We start from the raw sequence: 16,352 nt of genomic DNA on the forward strand, positions 1-16,352 counted from the left end.
TTACAGTAAGCGCTTTTGGGTCGCATCGATCTTTATTGTGCGGCGCAGCAGAGCCCTTAAATCAGGCCTGGTCACTGGCTTGAGAGGGTTTCATGCGCTTCATCCCCTACGCTCTTGGCGGCTTCATGCTGCTGCCTTTCGCCCTCTGGGCGGGTCTGTTCACGGTGTTTCCAGGCCCCAAGCCGGGGTTTTTCGACAGCCCCACGGCGTTCGCGCTTGTGGCCGTATCGATCCCGCTAGTGGTGTTTCACTACATTGCGGGGCTGGCCTTCGTGGCCAACTCCATGGCCGGTCAGGCCGGCGAGGCGCTTCCTGTGTGGCGTCCGGCGCGCGCAGTGCAGCGCGCCATGGCGCCGGTGACCGCGATTCTGGCGGCGGCGGGCTTTGTCTGGGTCTACAGCGTGGGAGAGGGCCTCGCGGCGGCGGCGGCGGTGGCTGGAGCCGGGATCGCGATGGCGTTGATCATGGCCGGAGCGCGGCGCGCGCGCTCCATCGACGCCCTGCTGGTGCATCCGGCGGGCCTGGCGCGGCGCGCAGCCGGCCTTGTCGGCCGGGCGGCTCTGGCCACGCCGGTCTTTGGTCACATGCTGCGTGAAGTGGCGAACGACCCGCATGCTGCAGGGCCGCTTTTCATGCTCAACATCGCCCTGTTCATGGCGTTGATGGTGGCGCTGTTCGGATTTGCAGTCCTGGTCATCCCGGCGATGCTTGCAGTCCCGGTGATGGCGTATCTGCTTCTGTCTCTGGGCGCGGATTAAACCGCCGATGCAACCGGCCCGCGCCAGTCTGAGCGGCGCGCGGGCGGTTGCAGAGGTCTATCCTAGACCTTGATGCGGCGCACTTTCTTGGCAACGGGCTTTGCAGGCTTGGCCGGTTCAGCAGCGGCTTCCTTGGCTTCCTTGGCTTCTTTTTTCAGACGCGCCGCACGCAGGCGGTCAGTCTTGGCCTGACGCGCATCGTCTTCAGCGCCGATGATGGCTCGCGCCACCTCATTGGTCTGGCTGATCTTGTCTTTGCGCACCGGTGCGCTCATCGGGGTGTCGGTGGTCGCCATGACAGGCTCCTTGGTAAGTAAGCTCGAACATCAAAGGCCGGCGGCGCGCGGCTCCGCCCTGCTTGCGCGTATTTCACGACGTAGAAGCGGCGACGCACGGCGCTCAAAGCCTTGTCCGCCGCAGTCCAGAACACCGGCCGACGACCCCTGTGTCATCGGTCGGTCAAACCCCCGGCTGGAAAATCGACCGGGGCGCGCCGCACTTGCAAGGCGCGCTTCGCACATGCCGCACAGTATAAGGGAAAAGCCCTGAACGGCAACGCCATGCCTGCCCGACCCTTGAGAGTCAGGCCATTGCGCCATCCGCGCAGCGCCTGATCGGCTTTGGGCTTCAGTCCGCCTGCGGGCGCGCAAAGGGCGCCGGACCCGGCTAAAACGCGCAAACCAGCCCCGCTTCGAGACGCCGGCTTTTCAAATCAGGAAGCATGGTAGCTGGGGGGAGACTTGAACTCCCGACCTCACGATTATGAGTCGTGCGCTCTAACCAGCTGAGCTACCCAGCCATGCCCTGCGCGGCGACCAGCGGTCGGCGCGGCGGAGGGAGGCGTATAGCGTCGCGCGCGCGGCGGCGCAAGCGCTTGCGGCGGCCTTGCCTGCGCGAGTTTCAGTGGCGGGGTAAAGCGCCCTGATGCGAAAACGGGCGCAGCTGACGCCGCGCCCGCTCCCGCTCCGATCTGGCCGGCCCTCCTGGCCGCGCGCTATGCCGCTCGCACGCCGGCGAGGAATTGCTTCACCGCCTTTTCCAGCCCCTCCGCTTCGGTGTTCAGCGCTCCCGAAGCGCTGGAGACCTGGGCGGCGCATTGGCCTGTTTCGCTGGCTGCGGCGTCCACCTTTGCGATCGAGCCGGACACGTCGCGCGTTCCGGTGGCGGCCTCCTGAGCCGCCCTTGTGATCTCGCTGGCGGCGGCGCGCTGCTCTTCCATGGCTGCGGCGATGGCCGAGGCGATGGTGTTCATCTCCCCGATCACTTGGGAGATGGAGCTCATGGCCTCCACCGCCTTGCCGGTGGCNGAATCCCGCCGATCTGGTCAGAGATCGAGCTGGTCGCCTTGCTGGTCTGTTCGGCGAGCGCTTTCACTTCGCTGGCCACCACCGCAAATCCCTTGCCCGCTTCGCCGGCCCGCGCCGCTTCGATGGTGGCGTTCAGGGCCAGCAAATTGGTCTGCTCGGCGATGGCGTTGATCAGGTTGACGATGTCGCCGATCCTGGCGGCCGCGTCGTTCAGCGCCGCAACGTCGCCATTGGTCTGCTGCACCTGATCGGAGGCGTCCTGGGCGATCTCGGTGGAGCGCGCGATCTGCTGGGCGATCTCGGCGATGCAGCTGGTCATCTCCTCGGCGGCGGCGGCCACGGTGTCCACATTCTCGGCGGCGCGCGTGCTGGAAGCGTTCACCTGAGCCGTGGTCTCGCTGGCGCCGCGCGAAGACTGGTCCAGCGCCAAGGCGGCCGAGTCCATCTCTTTGGCGGCGTCGCCAACCTTGGAGAGCGCCCGGCTGGAGACCTCCTCGAAGCTGGCGATCAACGCCTCAATGGCTCGGGTGCGCTCGGCGCGGGCGGCTTCGTCCTCGCCGCGTTCGGCCTCGAGACGCCGGCGTTCGATGGCGTTTTGGCGGAACACGTTGACGGCGCGCGCCATGTCGGAGAGCTCATCGCTGCCGTCCGACGCAAGTTCTTCACCGATCGTCCCGCCGGCGAGCGATTTCATGGCGTCGGTGAGACCGATAAGGCGCGCCAAGAGGTTGCGGCTCACATAGAGCCAGATAATCGCCACGCCGGCGGCGACGGAAAGCAGAGCAAAGACGATCATCGTGATCTGGCCCGCGGCGATCGCCGCCTGGCCCGACGCGCTGGCGCCGGCCTGATCCTCGAGCGCGGACACGCGCGTGGCGTCCACTAGCTGAGCCAGGGCCGCGTCCATGATGCGCGCCTCCTCCACCAGCAGATCCACTTCTGCGATGCGCGCCAACTCGGCGCGGCGCAGGGCGAACAGGCCCTGATCGCCCTGGGCGCGCGCCAACAGCCGTTCGGACGGCGTGCGGATCGCGTCGGTCACCACACCGCCCAGAATGGCCAGATTGATGGACAGCTCGTCGGCGGCGAAATCGAACGCCTCGCGCGCGGCGTCCACCTCGTCCTGACTGGCCGCGCCGGACAGCTCGGCATAACGGGCGACCGCCAGATTCAGCGCCATGTTGGCGCGCAGCAATGTTTCGATATCGGCCGGGTCGGTGGTTTCATCCAGCGTGGCCTCCAGCGCCAGGGACGCTTCGGCCCGGTCGCGCAGCGCGCCGCGCATACCAGCCTCGCGCACGTCGGTGGCCGACAACTTCGCCTCCACAGGGCCAGCGGCGGCCTCAACCGCGTCGGCGACTTCGCCCACGGCTGCTTCCAGCTCGGCCACCCGCGCCGGCGCCATGCCGCTTTCGCGAAGACCGGCGACCGCCGTGGAAGCGTCCTCCATCAGCGTATCCAGGCGCGAGGCGGAGACCTGCATGTCCACTGCGTCGCGCGAGCGGGAAAACGCGGCGAGTTCACCGGCGATGGCGCTCGAGGCGGCGTTGAGCGCCTGGGCCGCGGCGGTGCGCGGCGCGGTCTCTTCCACCACCACGTCCAGAGCACCCTTGGCGCCCATGAACGCGAAAACGCCGGCGGCGACGCCGGCGAGGGACAGGGCGATGATCCCGGCGAAGGCCGCGATCAATCTTGTACGTACGGATTGTAGCTGGACGGCCATGGCCTGAATCCCCCGGTATGGTTAATAACTCAAGGCCTGAAAAAGCGGCGCGGGCTTCTTTGTGTCCCGCGCCGCCTCGTCAGACCGAAATCTTACTCTGCGAAGGCGAAGTCGAAGCGGCGTTCGACCCCTTCGGTGGGCTCCGCTGCGGCGACATAGCGCCAGCTTTCAAGGGCGCGCATCACCGCGCGCTCGAAGATGCCGGCCGGGGTCGCTTCAACGACTTCCACGTCGGAAACGACACCCTCCGGGCTCACATTGTAACGAACGACCACATGGCCCTCGATCGACCGACGCTCTGCGGCGCGGGGAAACTCAGGCGCTTCCGCTTCGACCAGTTCACGCTCCTGCGCGAAGGCAGGCGCCGCCTGCAGACCCGCCAGCATGGACACGGCGGCGAAGACACCAGCAAACTTTTTCATGGCTCACACCCAACCCTATTCTAACGCCCGCTCTTTCGAGAACAGGACTCCAACACCCAATCACCTGCACCGTACGGGGCGTAGTCCGCCCTCGCCTGCGCAGTGGGTATCGTTATGGGCGAGATTGCTTGCCGTCAGCTTAACGAAGCGGCGAACCGTTGAAGAAAGTCGATATTCGCCTGTTTTAATTCAGGAAAATTCGTTCAAGATCAGCATTCAATCTGGTCCGCGCACACGCCGGTTTCAATTTCCACGGTTACATGGTTGAGCCCGAATTCCTGCGTGAGGCGACGCTTCACGGCGCTGAGCGTTTCGCTCACGTCTGCGGTCTCATGGACGCGCACGTGCAGGGTCGCCATGGGCCGCTCCGGAGTGAGGCACCAGACGTGGAGATGATGCACGTCTTCCACCCCGGCCACCTGCGCCATGAGATCGGCGCGGATCGCCTCGGGGTCGACGCCGCGCGGCGCGGCCTCCAGCAGCACCCGGCCTGAGTCGCGCAGGAGCCGCACCGCGCTCACCGCGATCAGGCAGGCGATGAGCAGGGACAGGAGCGGATCGATGGGCGTCCAGCCGGTGGCGAGGATCACTCCGGCGGCGATCAGCGCCGCCACCGAACCCAGAAGATCGCCCATCACATGGGCCAGCGCGCCGCGGATATTGAGATTCTCCCGGTCGGCGCCGTGCAGGACGGCAAAGGCGGCGATATTAACCGCCAGACCCAGCGCCGCCACCACCAGCATGCCCGAGGCGAGCACGGGCTCGGGGTCCAGCAGCCGCATGACCGCCTCCGCGCCGATCCAGATCACCAACACGATGAGCGTTACGGCGTTGGCGAAAGCGGCCAGGATCTGCAGCCGGTCAAAGCCATAGGTGCGCGACGCGTCGGCGGGCCGGCGCGACAGGCGGAAGGCCAGCCAGGCCAGGAACAGCGCCGCGAAATCAGTGAGCATGTGAGCCGCGTCGGCCAGCAGCGCCAGCGATCCGGTGATCAGCCCGCCCATGAGCTCCACCAGCATGAACCCGCCGGTCAGGACCGCCGCGATCAGCACGCGCCGCTCATTGGTTTCGCTCACCGCGGCGTGGTGGTGGTGAGCCTCGCCGTGCCCGTGGGAGTGATCGTGGTCGTGCGCCATGATTTCGTTTTTAGCCTGCGCCTGGCGGTCCGGGAAAGGGCTCGCCCGCCTTCCAGACCACCACCACGGCCCAGTGCACGAACACCGCCGTCCACACACTCCCCGAGCGATGCACCAGTGCGGTGCAAACCAGACCCAGCACCCCCGCCATGGCCAGGAAGGCCGGGTCCAGGAACACCGCCTGCGCGCTTGGCAGGCCGAGCTGGGCCTGCACCGGATGCCACGCGACGAAAGCGGCGAGGCTCAGGCCCGATCGCACGACCGTCCGCGCCCCGTCCATGCGCGAGGGCTGCAGCACCCCGCGAAACACCAGCTCCTCGCCCAAGGCCGGAACGATCAGGGCGATCAGCGCGATGAGGGCTGTTCGTCCTGGCTCGGCGCGAGCCGCGGGGAAGGAAACGTCAATGTGAAGCACCGGCGACCCATGAGCGAGGACCACGGCGCAAACCCCCAGAACCCCCAACCCGGCAAGGGCCTCCGCCCCGTCGCGCAGGTGCGGCCGAGGCCTCAGCCTTGATATTGCGGATGCGAGCGGACTTGACGCGCTGCGGGGTAAAGGTCTCATTTGGCGCCAAATTCCAAGGGGGCCTGACGGCCTTGAACAAGAAGTCTTGAGGAGACGGACCATGGCATCTGAAGATCCGATCGTCATCGTCGGCATGGCGCGCACCCCCATGGGCGGCCTGCTGGGCGAGCTTTCCGCGCTGTCGGCCAACGAGCTGGGCGCCGAGGCGGTGAAGGCCGCCCTGGCCGAAGCCGGCGTGGCGGGCGAGGACGTGGACATGATCTTGATGGGCAACGTGCTCGGCGCCGGCCAGGGCCAGGCCCCGGCCCGCCAGTCGGCCATCAAGGCGGGCCTGCCCAAATCGGTGGAGGCCACCACCCTGAACAAGATGTGCGGTTCAGGGATGCAGGCGGCGATTCTCGGCCGTTCGGCCATCGCGGCGGGCGACGCCAGCGTCATCGTGGCCGGCGGCATGGAGTCCATGACCAACGCCCCGCATCTGCTGCCCAATCACCGCACCGGCTTTAAGTACGGCCATGACGTGATCAAGGACCACATGGCCCAGGACGGGCTTGAAGACGCCTATGAAAAGAAGGCCATGGGCGTCTACGCCGACATGATCGCTCGGGAGAACCAGTTCACCCGCGAGGACCAGGACGCTTACGCTCTGGAGACCCTGGCGCGGGCCATCAAGGCCACCGAGAGCGGCGCCTTCAAGCGCGAGATCACGCCGATCACCATCAAGGACCGCAAGGGCGAAACGGTCGTCGACACCGACGAGCTGCCCCGCCGCGCGCGCCCGGACAAAATCCCGAGCCTGAAGCCCGCCTTCAGCCCCGACGGCACGGTGACGGCGGCCAACGCCTCGGCGATCTCCGACGGCGCGGCGGCCCTTGTGATGATGCGTCTGTCCGAGGCCGAGCGCCGCGGCCTGAAACCGCTGGCCAAGATCACCGCCACCGCCGCCCACGCCCACGAGCCGGCCTATTTCACCACCGCCCCGGTGCCCGCCATGCGCAAGGTGCTGGAGAAAGCCGGCTGGCAGGTGAACGACGTGGATCTGTGGGAGATCAACGAAGCCTTCGCCGTGGTGCCGATGATCGCGATGAAGGAGCTGGGAATCGCCCATGACATCATCAACATCCATGGCGGCGCCTGCGCCCTGGGTCACCCGATCGGGGCCTCCGGCGCGCGGATCATGACCACGCTGATCTCCGCCATGGAGCAGAAGGACGTGAAAAAAGGCGTCGCCTCACTGTGCATCGGCGGCGGCGAAGCCACAGCGGTGGCCATCGAACGCTTCTAGACTGCGCTGACATAGACCCATGAAGAGCCCCGCCGGTGAAAGCCGGCGGGGTTTTTGTTTGGTCAACTCAGGAGCGTAGCCTCAGATCAGCACATACAAGCATGCCCAACCCTGTCATCCCGGAAGCGCTGTGCGCTATCCGGGATCTCCAGAGATTCAGGATCGGGCTTAATTGTGTGACGCCTGAGATCCCGTAGCCATGCCGGTCAGGAATTCCCGTCACCTGCCTCAAAGCTGAAATCATCCAGCGAGTTGATCGCGGTGTTCAGCGCGTCGCCCCAGCCGCGCGACAGATAGCTGAAATAGGGGTCATCCGGCTCGAACCGCTTTTCGCGCCAGCCATCAAATGCGCCCTCGCGATAGGTCTGAAGGTCGAGCGGCATGCCGACGGAGAGATTGGCTTTGAGCGTGGAGTCGAAGGACAGAAGCAGCAGCTTCACCGCCGCCTCGAAACTCATGTCCTTTCGATACCCCCGCAGAAGAATCGGCCGGCCATACTTGGTCTCGCCGATCTGGAAGAACGGGTTTTCATCGCTGGCCTCGATGAAATTACCTTCGGGATAGACCAGGAAAAGGCGCGGCGCGGAGCCGGCGATCTGGCCGCCCACGATCACCGTGGCGCTGAAGGTGGAATCGCTTTCGGGGCCTTTTTCGCTCTGGCTCTGCACCACTTCGCGCAGCACCTCGCCGATCAGCTTGGCGACCTGAAACATGGTCCCGGCGTGCAGTACGGTGGGTTGGCGGTCCTCCGGCGCTTTCATGCGCTCGTTGAGGATGCTGACCACGGCCTGGGTGGTGGCCAGATTGCCCGCCGTCATCAAGGTGATGATGCGCTCGCCCGGATTGGTCCAGGTGAACATCTTGCGGAATGTGAAAATATTATCGACGCCGGCATTGGTGCGGGTGTCGGACATGAAGACCAGGCCCTGGTCCAGGCGAAGGCCGACGCAATAGGTCATGAATGAAGGTCCGCAGCGGCGGGGTTTCAGTTGAGGTCAGTGCGATACGCCTGATCAAGGCGTCACGCAAACGCTCTATGCCGGGCCGGGCTGAGAACCGCGCGGCATGCGCACCCGCCATGGAGGCCCCGGACGGAGCGATCCGGCGGCGGGGTTTTTCTTGCGCTCTGCGCAGATGCGGCGACACTCCGGGTCTAAGGGGGAGCGCCATGACCGATTTTGAAAAGGGGATTTTGTTCGTTGAGTTTCTCGGAGCCGCGAACTTTATCTTCGCCAATTACATGACCCTGCTGTTCGCCACGATTACGGCCAGCTGGTTTCTCGCAGCGCGCATGAGCCGCGCGGTCGCCGCGATGTTTCTGATCCTGTTCACGCTGGGCGCAATGGGCGTGGGATCCGGCGTCGTGTTCGCTTTCGCCGATTTCGGCCATCTTGGCCGTCACATCGCCCAGACCAGCGCACCCGGCGGCGACCTCGCCTGGCTCGGGCCCATGCGCGGCCCGGGCGAGCAGGCCGCCAACCTGGGCGTGGTCGCCGGCGTTCTGGTGGTCGGCGGCTATCTGGGCGCCCTGGCCTTCTTTTTCATCTCGCGCTACGGACGCGGACGCGCCGACGCCAGAGCCGATGTGCCGGTGGGCGACGACAGCTAGGCCGCCGCCTTCACCCGCGCCACCCGCTCCGCCACGCGCTCGGCGAACGCCATGGTCCCGGCGCTTCCGCCAAGATCCGCCGTGCGTTCGCCGGATTTCAGCTCGGCTTCCAGCGCCGCGTCGAGGCGGTCGGCGGCGGCGTCTTCGCCCAGGCCGTGGCGCAGGAGCATGGCGGCGCTGGCTATGGCGCCTGACGGATTGGCGATTCCCTTGCCGGCGATGTCCGGGGCGGACCCGTGGATCGGTTCGAACAGGCCAGGGCCTTCGAGCCCGAGGCTCGCGCTGCCGAGAAGGCCTATGGAGCCGGCGATCACCGCGGCCTCGTCGGAGAGGATGTCGCCGAACAGGTTTTCGGTGACGATGACGTCGAACCGCGCCGGCCCCGTCACCAGCGCCATGGCGGCCGCGTCCACATAGAGATGGTCCAGCGCCACGCCGGGAAAGTCGCCCGCGAGTGCAGTCACCGTGCGCCGCCAGAGCCTTGAGGTCGCCAGCACGTTGGCCTTGTCCACACTGGTCAAGCGCCCCTTGCGCCCTGCGGCGGCGCGAAACGCGATGCGGGCGATGCGCGCCACCTCGTCTCGTGAATAGGCGCAGCCGTCGAAGGCTTCGTCCTCGCCCTCGCGCTTTTCGCCGAAATACAGCCCGCCGGTGAGCTCGCGTACGATCAGAACGTCGGCGCCGCGCACAAGGTCGGCTTTCAGCGGTGAAAGATCCTCCAGCCCTTCAAACACCTTCACCGGACGCAAGTTTGCAAACAACCCCAGCGCCTTGCGAATGCCCAGCAAGCCTTTCTCGGGCCGCTCGGGCGCATCGTCCCAGGCCGGTCCGCCCACAGCGCCCAGAAAGATCGCATCGGCGGCCTTGGCCTTGGACAGGGTCTCATCGGGCAGAGGCGTTCCGGCCTGATCGATGGCGGCGCCGCCGAACGGCGCGTCGTCAAAGGCGAGATCGAGGCCTTCGGCAGACGCTGCGGCTTCAAGGCAGAGCTTTGCGGCCTTAGCGACTTCCGGACCGATCCCGTCGCCGGGCAGCATCAGTATCTTATGGCTCATTGGGCGCGCGCCTCGAAGGCGGCGATGGCGTCTGATTGGCCCAGTATGAAGCCCAGCGGATCGACGCCCTCCAGAAGGCAGGTGCGCGCGAACGGCTCCAGCGTGAAGCGGGCGGAGATGTCGCCGGCGGTGACGGTCTGCGCCTCCACGTCGATCTCCACCTGCGCGCCCGGCCGGTCCAGCAGGGCGGCGTGGGCGGCCTCGTCGATCTCGCAAACCAGAAGACCGTTGCGCCAGGCGTTGGACTTGAAGATGTCGGCGGCACGGCTGGTGATCACGGCCTTAAAGCCGAAATCCTTCAGCGCCCAGGGCGCATGCTCACGCGAGGAGCCGCAGCCGAAATTATCGCCGGCCACGAGGATGGCGCTGTGGGCGGTGTCCAGCGTCGCCAGCGGATGGTTCGCGGGATTTCCGGACTCGGTGCGCCGCCAGTCGGCGAAGCAGGCGTCGGCCAGCGACTCCCGCCCGGTGGTGGTCAGAAACCGCGCAGGAATAATCTGGTCGGTGTCGATATTGGCCTCGCGCAGGACGAAGGTCCGGCTCTTTATGGTCTTGATCGGTTCACTGAGCATGGCTCGCCTCCAGGATGCGGCGCGGATCGGCGATGGCGCCGGCGACGGCGGACGCCGCCGCAGTGGCGGGGCTCGCCAGGACGGTGCGGACACCCTTGCCCTGGCGGCCGGCGAAATTGCGGTTGGAGGTGGAGACGATGCGCTCGCCCGGCCGGCCGGAATCGCCGTTCATGGCGATGCACATGGAACAGCCCGGCTCGCGCCATTGCGCGCCAGCGGTGGTGAAGATGGCGTCGAGCCCCTCCGCCTCGGCGGCCCGCTTGACCGCTTCTGATCCCGGCACCACCAGCATGCGCACGCCCGCCTTCACGTGCCGGCCGGCCATGACGGCGGCCGCCTCGCGCAGATCGGACAGGCGGGCGTTGGTGCATGAGCCGATGAAGACCGCGTCGATGGCTTCGCCCAGCAGCGCTTCGCCCGGCTTGAAGCCGATATACTCAAGAGCACGCTCGGTCTCCGGCCCGCTCGGCTTGGGAACGGTGGCGTCCACCGGCGCGGCCATGTCCGGGCTGTCGCCCCAGGTGACCATGGGAGAGATCTTCGTTCCGTCCATGCGGACCTCGGCGTTGAACAGGGCGCCCGGATCGGATTTCAGCCGCGCCCAGCGCGTCCGCGCGGCTTCAAAGGCGGCGCCCTTGGGGGCGTATTTGCGGCCGCGCAGATAATCAATGGTGGTCTCGTCCGGCGCGATCAGCCCGGCGCGGGCGCCGGCTTCGATGGACATGTTGCACACCGTCATGCGCTCCTCCATGGAGAGCGCCTCGATGCCCGAACCGGCGTATTCGATGACATGGCCGGAGGCGCCGCCCGCGCCCAGCTCGGCGATGATGGCCAGGATCAAGTCCTTGGCCGAGACGCCGGCGCGCAGCTCGCCGTCCACGGTGACGCGCATGGTCTTGGGGCGGCGCTGCAACAGGCACTGGGTGGCCAGCACATGGCCCACCTCGGTAGTGCCGATGCCGAAGGCGAGCGCGCCGAACGCGCCGTGGGTGGCGGTATGGCTGTCGCCGCAGACGATGGTCTGGCCCGGCTGGGTCAGGCCCAACTCCGGCCCGATGACGTGGACGATGCCGCGGTCCTCGCTGTCCCATCCGGCCAGCCGCACGCCGTGCCGGCGGCAATTATCCTCCAGCCGGCGCACCTGGCTTTCAGCGGCCTTGGTGGCGTAGATCGGCTTGGCGCCCGGCGCGCGCGGCGTGGTGGGCGTGGCGTGATCCAGCGTCGCAAAGGTCAGCTCTGGACGGCGCACGGTGAGGCCGCGATCCTCGATCGCCTTGAAGGCCTGGGGGCTCGTCACCTCGTGGATCAGGTGCAGGTCGATATACAGAACGCCCGGCGCCGCCTGGGTTTCGGCGACCGCCTGGTGGGCGTCCCAGATCTTTTCAAACAGGGTCTTGGCCATAAGATCAGCTCGCTTTGCGGCGCGGCGTGGAGGGGGGTGTCGGGGCGGCGCCGGGAATCGCCGGCGCCGAGGCGGGCTTGATATGATCCAGCCAGCCCCAGCGATCTTCAGTGGTCCCGTCAAACAGGCCGAAGAACTTGTCCATGATCAGCTTGGTGACCGGCCCGGCGCCCCTGGCGCGGGTGGGCTTGTCGTCCACCGACCGGATCGGCGTGACTTCCGCCGCGGTGCCGGTGAAGAAGGCCTCGTCGCATAAATACAGCATCTCGCGCGGCAGAGCCTGCTCGACCACTTCGATGCCTTCTGCTTTCGCCAGCTTGATGACGCTGTCGCGGGTGATGCCCTGCAGGATCGAACTCGCCGCCGGCGGGGTCATCAGCCGGCCGTTATGGACCAGGAACAGATTCTCGCCCGCGCCTTCGGACAGGCGCCCGTCCACGTCCAGCCCGATCCCTTCAGCGTAGCCGCGCGACTTGGCTTCACGGCTGATCAGATAGCTGGAGAGGTAATTGCCGCCCGCCTTGGCGCCGGTGGGCGCGGTGTTGGGCGCCAGCCGGTTCCAGCTGGACACGCACACGTCCACGCCTTCGGCCCGCGCGCTCTCGCCCAGATAGGCGCCCCAGGGAAAGGCCGCGATCATCACCTCGATGGGCGTATCGGCGGCGGGCACCACGCCGATCGATCCATAGCCGATGAAGGCGATGGGCCGGATATAGGCCGAGGCCAGATCATTGGCCGTGGTGATCTCCTTGCACGCCGCGATCAGCGTCTCTTCGTCGAACGGCAGCTCCAGCGAATAGATGCGCGCGCTGTCGATCATCCGGCGCACATGTTCGGCCAGGCGAAACACCGCCGGGCCGTCCGGCGTCTCATAGACACGGATGCCCTCGAACATGGAGGTGCCGTAGTGCAAGGCGTGGCTGAGCACGTGCACCTGGGCGTCGGCCCAGGGAATGATCTCGCCGTTTCGCCAGATGTATTTTGCTTCATTGATGGCCATGCGCGTCTCCTTCAGGCCGCAGCGGTGTGTTCGCGGGCGCGGCGGCGGCGCACGGCGAGAGCGTTGTTGAGCGCGTCGACATAGGCCGAGGCGCAGGCGGGGATGATGTCGCGGGCGCGGGCGCGGCCGGTGAAGATCTCGCCGAACACCTCGGCTTTCAGCTCCACCAGGACGTCGGCGGCCTGTTCGGCGGCGCCGCTCGCGTCGGGCTCGGCGGCGACATATTGCATGTCGATGTCCTCGACCCGGCCCGGCGCCTCCATGATCTGGCTGATCGCGGTGTAGGCGGCGTCCATGGCGCCCGGCGCGCTGGCCAGGTCGCTCATGCGCCCACGGGTGCGGTGCTCCAGCTCCACCCGGGCGACCGGGTGGGCGTTGGCGGCGGCCAGCGAGCGGATCTCCATCCGGTTAAGGCGCCAGTCGGGCTCTCCGCCGGTTTCGTCCGACAGGATCGAGGTCAGGCGCGCGGCGTCCACCAGTCCTACCTCGTCGGCGACGGTCTTGAAGCGGATGAAGGCGGCGTTCAACGTTTCGGCGTCCAGCTCATAGCCCAGCTCCGCAGCGCGCGCCTTCAGGGCGTGCTTGCCCGAATGCTTGCCCAGAATGAGCTGATTGGAGGCCAGCCCCACATCTTCGGCGCGCATGATCTCGTAAGTCTCCCGGTTCTGCAGCACTCCGTGCTGGTGAATGCCGCTTTCATGGGCGAAGGCGTTGGCCCCGACGATGGCCTTGTTGCGCGGCGTGTGGGTGTTGGTGACCTGGGACAGGGTTCGGCTGGCGGCCATGATTCGTGTCGTGTCGATATTGGTGGTCAGGCCGAAGGCGTCGCGGCGGGTGCGCAGGGCCATTACCGCGTCCTCCAGGGCGCAGTTGCCCGCCCGCTCGCCGATGCCGTTGACCGCGCACTCGATCTGGCGCGCGCCGCCGCGCACGGCGGCCAGCGAGTTGGCCACCGCCATGCCCAGATCATCGTGGCAATGGGCCGAGAAGATCACTTCGCCGGCCTTGCTGACCTTCTTGGTCAGCATCTGGAACAGGGAGAAGATCTCCTCCGGCGTCGCGTAACCCACCGTGTCGGGGACGTTCAGGGTCTGCGCGCCGGCCTCGGCCGCCACCGACAGCGCCTCGACAAGGAAGCCCTTCTCGGTGCGGATCGCATCTTCGGTGGAGAATTCCACATCGTCGGAGAAGGTGCGCGCCAGAGTGACCATGTCCTTGATCCGGGTCAGGATCTCAGCCGGGGTCATGTTCAGCTTGTGCTCGCGGTGCAGCGGGCTGGTGCCCAGAAACACGTGGATGCGCTTGTTTTTCGCCGGCGCCAGCGCCTTGGCCGCCGCCTCGATATCGCCAGGCGTGGCGCGCGCCAGCGAACAGATGGCGGGGCCCTCGATCTCGGACGCGATGCGGTGGATGGCGGCGCTGTCGCCCGGGCTCGCCGCGGCGAAGCCGGCTTCGATCACGTCGACCTTCAGGGCGGCCAGCGCCCTCGCCATTTTCAGCTTGCCCAATTCGGTCATGGAAAAGCCGGGCGCCTGTTCACCGTCGCGCAGCGTGGTGTCGAATATGGTGACGTTGCGGGTCATGATGCGGCCTCCAGACTCTGGGCCAGATGCGGCGAATGGATTTCATGGCGCTGCACTGCGGTGACGCCGTAGACTTTCTCCACATGGCGGGAGAGCACCTCGATGCGCCGCCCTGAATCGCGCGCGTTCACCGACAGCGACAGCCGCGCCGGGCCGTCGCCGGTCTCGGCCATGTCGATGGCGCAGACCTCAAAGCCCTTGCGCTCGACAAGCCCGATGAGGCGCAGGACCGCGCCTTCGGCGCGCGCGAAATCAATGTCCAGGCGGTGGGTCATGGTCAGGCCTCCATCATGTCGGCGTTGGACGCGCCCGGCGGCACCAGCGGCCAGACGTTCTCTTTGGGGTCGATGCGCACATGCATCAGGATCGGACCCTTGGCGGCGAGCAGGCGGTCGATCGCGCCGTCGACCTCGTCGCGGCGGTCGATGGTGAACGCTTCCAGCCCAAAGGACCGGGCGAGCTCGGCGAAATCGGGATTGTCGTACAGATCGATCTCGGAGAAATTCTCTTCAAAGAACAGCTCCTGCCACTGGCGCACCATGCCCAGCTGGGCGTTGTCCAGCAGCACGATCTTCAGCGGCACGCGGTAGCGGATCAGGGTCGCCAGCTCGTGGATATTCATCATGATCGAGCCGTCGCCGGTGACCGTGACCACGGTGGAGTCCGGCTCGGCGAACAGGGCGCCGATACCGGCGGGAACGCCGTATCCCATGGTGCCGAGACCGGCGCTGGTCAGGTGGGCCTGGGGCCGCGAGAACCGGCAATGCTGAGCCACCCACATCTGGTGCTGCCCCACATCGCAGGCCGCGATGAACTTGTCGCCCGCCCGCTCTGAGATTTCCTTCAGCAACGCGGGCGCGAACACGCCCTTGCCTGGCGCGTCATAGTCCATCGCCCATTTCACAGCGTTGGCGCGGCAGGTCTCGCGCCAGGCCTTGATGGCGGGCGCGGCCGGCTGCAGCGCGTCCAGGATCGCGGCCATGTCGCCGGCCAGCGGCGCGTCAGCGTTGCGCAGCTTGGAGATCTCGCTGGCGTCGGCGTCTATGTGGATGATCTTTGCGCCCGGCGCGAAGGTGTCCAGCTTGCCGGTCGCCCGGTCGTCAAAGCGCGCGCCGGCGCAGATCAAGAGATCGCTGTCATGCACCGCATGGTTGGCCGCGCGCGTGCCGTGCATCCCCAGCATGCCCAGAAAATCAGGATGATCGGTGGGGATCGCGCCCAGACCCTTCAGCGTCGCCACAGCCGGGATCGCGGTCCGCTTCTGGAAGCTGCGCAGCGCCGCTTCGGCCCGGGCGATGCCCACCCCGCCGCCGATATAGAGCACCGGGCGTTCGGCCCGCTCGATCAACGCCATGGCGTGCTCGATCATGGCCTGCGCCGGCAGCGGGACGGGGGATCCGGCCACGGCTTGCATGGACCGGTGCGCCGGGAAGGCGCCTTGCGTGACGTCCTTGGGCAGGTCGATCAGCACCGGGCCCGGACGCCCGCTTGTGGCCAGATCGAAAGCCTCGGCGAAGATACGCGGAATGTCGGCCGGATCGCGCACCACGAAGGAGTGCTTGGTGATCGGCATGGTGATGCCGAACGTGTCGATCTCCTGAAACGCGTCGGTGCCCATGAGCGGCGTCGGGGTCTGGCCGGTGATGGCGATCAGGGGCACTGAATCCATGAAGGCGTTGGCGATGCCGGTCACCAGATTGGTCGCCCCCGGCCCCGAGGTCGCCAGGCACACCCCCGCCTTGCCGGTGACGCGCGCATAGGCGTCGGCGGCAAGCGCCGCCGCCTGTTCATGGCGCACCAGGACATGGCGGATCTTCGAGCCCGGCAGGGCGTCGTAGACCGGCATGATGGCGCCGCCGGGATAGCCGAAGATCGTGTCGGTCCCGGCGTCTTCCAGCGCGCGCACCACCGCGGCGGCGCCCGTCATGGGCGTCGATGCGGAGGCGGCGGACCTTGGGGCGAAGGCGGTCATCA

General features: G+C 67.0%; 17 protein-coding genes and 1 tRNA gene. 3 read left to right on the plus strand and 15 right to left on the minus strand.

Going from position 1 to position 16,352, the window contains the following annotated elements; translation table 11 throughout:
• The first annotated feature begins 92 nt into the window (after window positions 1-92).
• Window positions 93-758 carry a hypothetical protein gene (locus ACWCOP_RS11865; RefSeq protein ID WP_478248498.1) on the plus strand — a complete coding sequence of 222 codons (666 nt, stop codon included), beginning with the start codon at window positions 93-95 and terminating at the stop codon, window positions 756-758.
• Between the two features lie 62 nt (window positions 759-820).
• On the opposite strand, the gene ACWCOP_RS11870 is transcribed toward ACWCOP_RS11865, so the two are convergent.
• The 7 genes from ACWCOP_RS11870 to ACWCOP_RS11900 all read right to left on the minus strand — a co-directional run bounded on the left by ACWCOP_RS11870 (window position 821) and on the right by ACWCOP_RS11900 (window position 5,761).
• Window positions 821-1,054, minus strand: a complete 234-nt coding sequence (locus tag ACWCOP_RS11870; protein WP_478248499.1) for a hypothetical protein — start codon at window positions 1,052-1,054, stop codon at window positions 821-823.
• A 426-nt stretch (window positions 1,055-1,480) separates the two neighbouring features.
• A tRNA-Met gene (locus tag ACWCOP_RS11875) sits at window positions 1,481-1,557 on the minus strand.
• Window positions 1,558-1,752: 195 nt separating this feature from the next.
• Window positions 1,753-2,040, minus strand: coding sequence for a hypothetical protein (locus ACWCOP_RS11880; protein ID WP_478248500.1), 288 nt, complete (start codon window positions 2,038-2,040; stop codon window positions 1,753-1,755).
• Complete coding sequence (locus ACWCOP_RS11885) at window positions 2,037-3,788, minus strand: methyl-accepting chemotaxis protein (RefSeq protein ID WP_478248501.1); 1,752 nt, start codon at window positions 3,786-3,788, stop codon at window positions 2,037-2,039. Before ACWCOP_RS11885 ends, ACWCOP_RS11880 begins: the two co-directional genes overlap by 4 nt.
• Window positions 3,789-3,880: 92 nt before the next feature.
• Window positions 3,881-4,210, minus strand: coding sequence for an energy transducer TonB (locus ACWCOP_RS11890; RefSeq protein ID WP_478248502.1), 330 nt, complete (start codon window positions 4,208-4,210; stop codon window positions 3,881-3,883).
• 209 nt (window positions 4,211-4,419) lie between these two features.
• On the minus strand, window positions 4,420-5,346 hold the full coding sequence (locus ACWCOP_RS11895; RefSeq protein WP_478248503.1) for a cation diffusion facilitator family transporter: 927 nt from the start codon (window positions 5,344-5,346) through the stop codon (window positions 4,420-4,422).
• Window positions 5,347-5,356: 10 nt separating this feature from the next.
• Complete coding sequence (locus ACWCOP_RS11900; protein ID WP_478248504.1) at window positions 5,357-5,761, minus strand: CPBP family glutamic-type intramembrane protease; 405 nt, start codon at window positions 5,759-5,761, stop codon at window positions 5,357-5,359.
• Between the two features lie 211 nt (window positions 5,762-5,972).
• Between ACWCOP_RS11900 and ACWCOP_RS11905 the strand changes: the two genes are divergently transcribed.
• Window positions 5,973-7,157, plus strand: a complete 1,185-nt coding sequence (locus ACWCOP_RS11905; RefSeq protein ID WP_478248505.1) for a thiolase family protein — start codon at window positions 5,973-5,975, stop codon at window positions 7,155-7,157.
• Between the two features lie 206 nt (window positions 7,158-7,363).
• Here the strand turns inward: ACWCOP_RS11905 and ACWCOP_RS11910 are convergent, their stop codons facing one another.
• Window positions 7,364-8,116 carry a proteasome-type protease gene (locus tag ACWCOP_RS11910; protein ID WP_478248506.1) on the minus strand — a complete coding sequence of 251 codons (753 nt, stop codon included), beginning with the start codon at window positions 8,114-8,116 and terminating at the stop codon, window positions 7,364-7,366.
• A 209-nt stretch (window positions 8,117-8,325) separates the two neighbouring features.
• Between ACWCOP_RS11910 and ACWCOP_RS11915 the strand changes: the two genes are divergently transcribed.
• Window positions 8,326-8,766 carry a hypothetical protein gene (locus tag ACWCOP_RS11915; protein ID WP_478248507.1) on the plus strand — a complete coding sequence of 147 codons (441 nt, stop codon included), beginning with the start codon at window positions 8,326-8,328 and terminating at the stop codon, window positions 8,764-8,766.
• Here the strand turns inward: ACWCOP_RS11915 and leuB are convergent.
• From leuB to ilvG, 7 genes are read right to left on the minus strand one after another with little or no spacing between them, the layout of a single operon-like run.
• Window positions 8,763-9,821, minus strand: coding sequence for a 3-isopropylmalate dehydrogenase (gene leuB, locus ACWCOP_RS11920; protein ID WP_478248508.1), 1,059 nt, complete (start codon window positions 9,819-9,821; stop codon window positions 8,763-8,765). The genes ACWCOP_RS11915 and leuB overlap by 4 nt on opposite strands.
• Window positions 9,818-10,393: a 3-isopropylmalate dehydratase small subunit gene (gene leuD, locus ACWCOP_RS11925; RefSeq protein WP_478248509.1), complete on the minus strand. Its 576-nt coding sequence runs from the start codon at window positions 10,391-10,393 to the stop codon at window positions 9,818-9,820. Before leuD ends, leuB begins: the two co-directional genes overlap by 4 nt.
• A complete protein-coding gene (leuC, locus tag ACWCOP_RS11930) occupies window positions 10,383-11,795 on the minus strand; it encodes a 3-isopropylmalate dehydratase large subunit (protein WP_478248510.1) in 1,413 nt (470 codons plus the stop codon). Before leuC ends, leuD begins: the two co-directional genes overlap by 11 nt.
• Window positions 11,796-11,799: 4 nt before the next feature.
• On the minus strand, window positions 11,800-12,795 hold the full coding sequence (locus ACWCOP_RS11935) for a branched-chain amino acid transaminase (protein WP_478248511.1): 996 nt from the start codon (window positions 12,793-12,795) through the stop codon (window positions 11,800-11,802).
• Window positions 12,796-12,806: 11 nt separating this feature from the next.
• Window positions 12,807-14,378 carry a 2-isopropylmalate synthase gene (locus ACWCOP_RS11940; RefSeq protein WP_478248512.1) on the minus strand — a complete coding sequence of 524 codons (1,572 nt, stop codon included), beginning with the start codon at window positions 14,376-14,378 and terminating at the stop codon, window positions 12,807-12,809.
• Complete coding sequence (locus ACWCOP_RS11945; protein ID WP_478248513.1) at window positions 14,375-14,653, minus strand: ACT domain-containing protein; 279 nt, start codon at window positions 14,651-14,653, stop codon at window positions 14,375-14,377. The genes ACWCOP_RS11940 and ACWCOP_RS11945 overlap by 4 nt, the downstream gene beginning before the upstream one ends.
• A gap of 2 nt (window positions 14,654-14,655) precedes the next feature.
• Window positions 14,656-16,350 carry an acetolactate synthase 2 catalytic subunit gene (ilvG, locus tag ACWCOP_RS11950; RefSeq protein WP_478250687.1) on the minus strand — a complete coding sequence of 565 codons (1,695 nt, stop codon included), beginning with the start codon at window positions 16,348-16,350 and terminating at the stop codon, window positions 14,656-14,658.
• Between the last annotated feature and the right edge of the window lie 2 nt (window positions 16,351-16,352).

The sequence above is a fragment of the Apolloniradiicaulis salifontis genome (assembly GCF_053756655.1).

Bases quoted from the DNA above. Each gene is read 5' to 3' on its own strand.
- ACWCOP_RS11865 (WP_478248498.1), top strand. From the start codon at position 93: ATGCGCTTCATCCCCTACGCTCTTGGCGGCTTCATGCTGCTGCCTTTC.
- ACWCOP_RS11870 (WP_478248499.1), bottom strand. From the start codon at position 1,054: ATGGCGACCACCGACACCCCGATGAGCGCACCGGTGCGCAAAGACAAG.
- ACWCOP_RS11880 (WP_478248500.1), bottom strand. From the start codon at position 2,040: ATGAGCTCCATCTCCCAAGTGATCGGGGAGATGAACACCATCGCCTCG.
- ACWCOP_RS11890 (WP_478248502.1), bottom strand. From the start codon at position 4,210: ATGAAAAAGTTTGCTGGTGTCTTCGCCGCCGTGTCCATGCTGGCGGGT.
- ACWCOP_RS11895 (WP_478248503.1), bottom strand. From the start codon at position 5,346: ATGGCGCACGACCACGATCACTCCCACGGGCACGGCGAGGCTCACCAC.
- ACWCOP_RS11905 (WP_478248505.1), top strand. From the start codon at position 5,973: ATGGCATCTGAAGATCCGATCGTCATCGTCGGCATGGCGCGCACCCCC.
- ACWCOP_RS11910 (WP_478248506.1), bottom strand. From the start codon at position 8,116: ATGACCTATTGCGTCGGCCTTCGCCTGGACCAGGGCCTGGTCTTCATG.
- ACWCOP_RS11915 (WP_478248507.1), top strand. From the start codon at position 8,326: ATGACCGATTTTGAAAAGGGGATTTTGTTCGTTGAGTTTCTCGGAGCC.
- leuB (WP_478248508.1), bottom strand. From the start codon at position 9,821: ATGAGCCATAAGATACTGATGCTGCCCGGCGACGGGATCGGTCCGGAA.
- leuD (WP_478248509.1), bottom strand. From the start codon at position 10,393: ATGCTCAGTGAACCGATCAAGACCATAAAGAGCCGGACCTTCGTCCTG.
- leuC (WP_478248510.1), bottom strand. From the start codon at position 11,795: ATGGCCAAGACCCTGTTTGAAAAGATCTGGGACGCCCACCAGGCGGTC.
- ACWCOP_RS11935 (WP_478248511.1), bottom strand. From the start codon at position 12,795: ATGGCCATCAATGAAGCAAAATACATCTGGCGAAACGGCGAGATCATT.
- ACWCOP_RS11940 (WP_478248512.1), bottom strand. From the start codon at position 14,378: ATGACCCGCAACGTCACCATATTCGACACCACGCTGCGCGACGGTGAA.
- ACWCOP_RS11945 (WP_478248513.1), bottom strand. From the start codon at position 14,653: ATGACCCACCGCCTGGACATTGATTTCGCGCGCGCCGAAGGCGCGGTC.
- ilvG (WP_478250687.1), bottom strand. From the start codon at position 16,350: ATGACCGCCTTCGCCCCAAGGTCCGCCGCCTCCGCATCGACGCCCATG.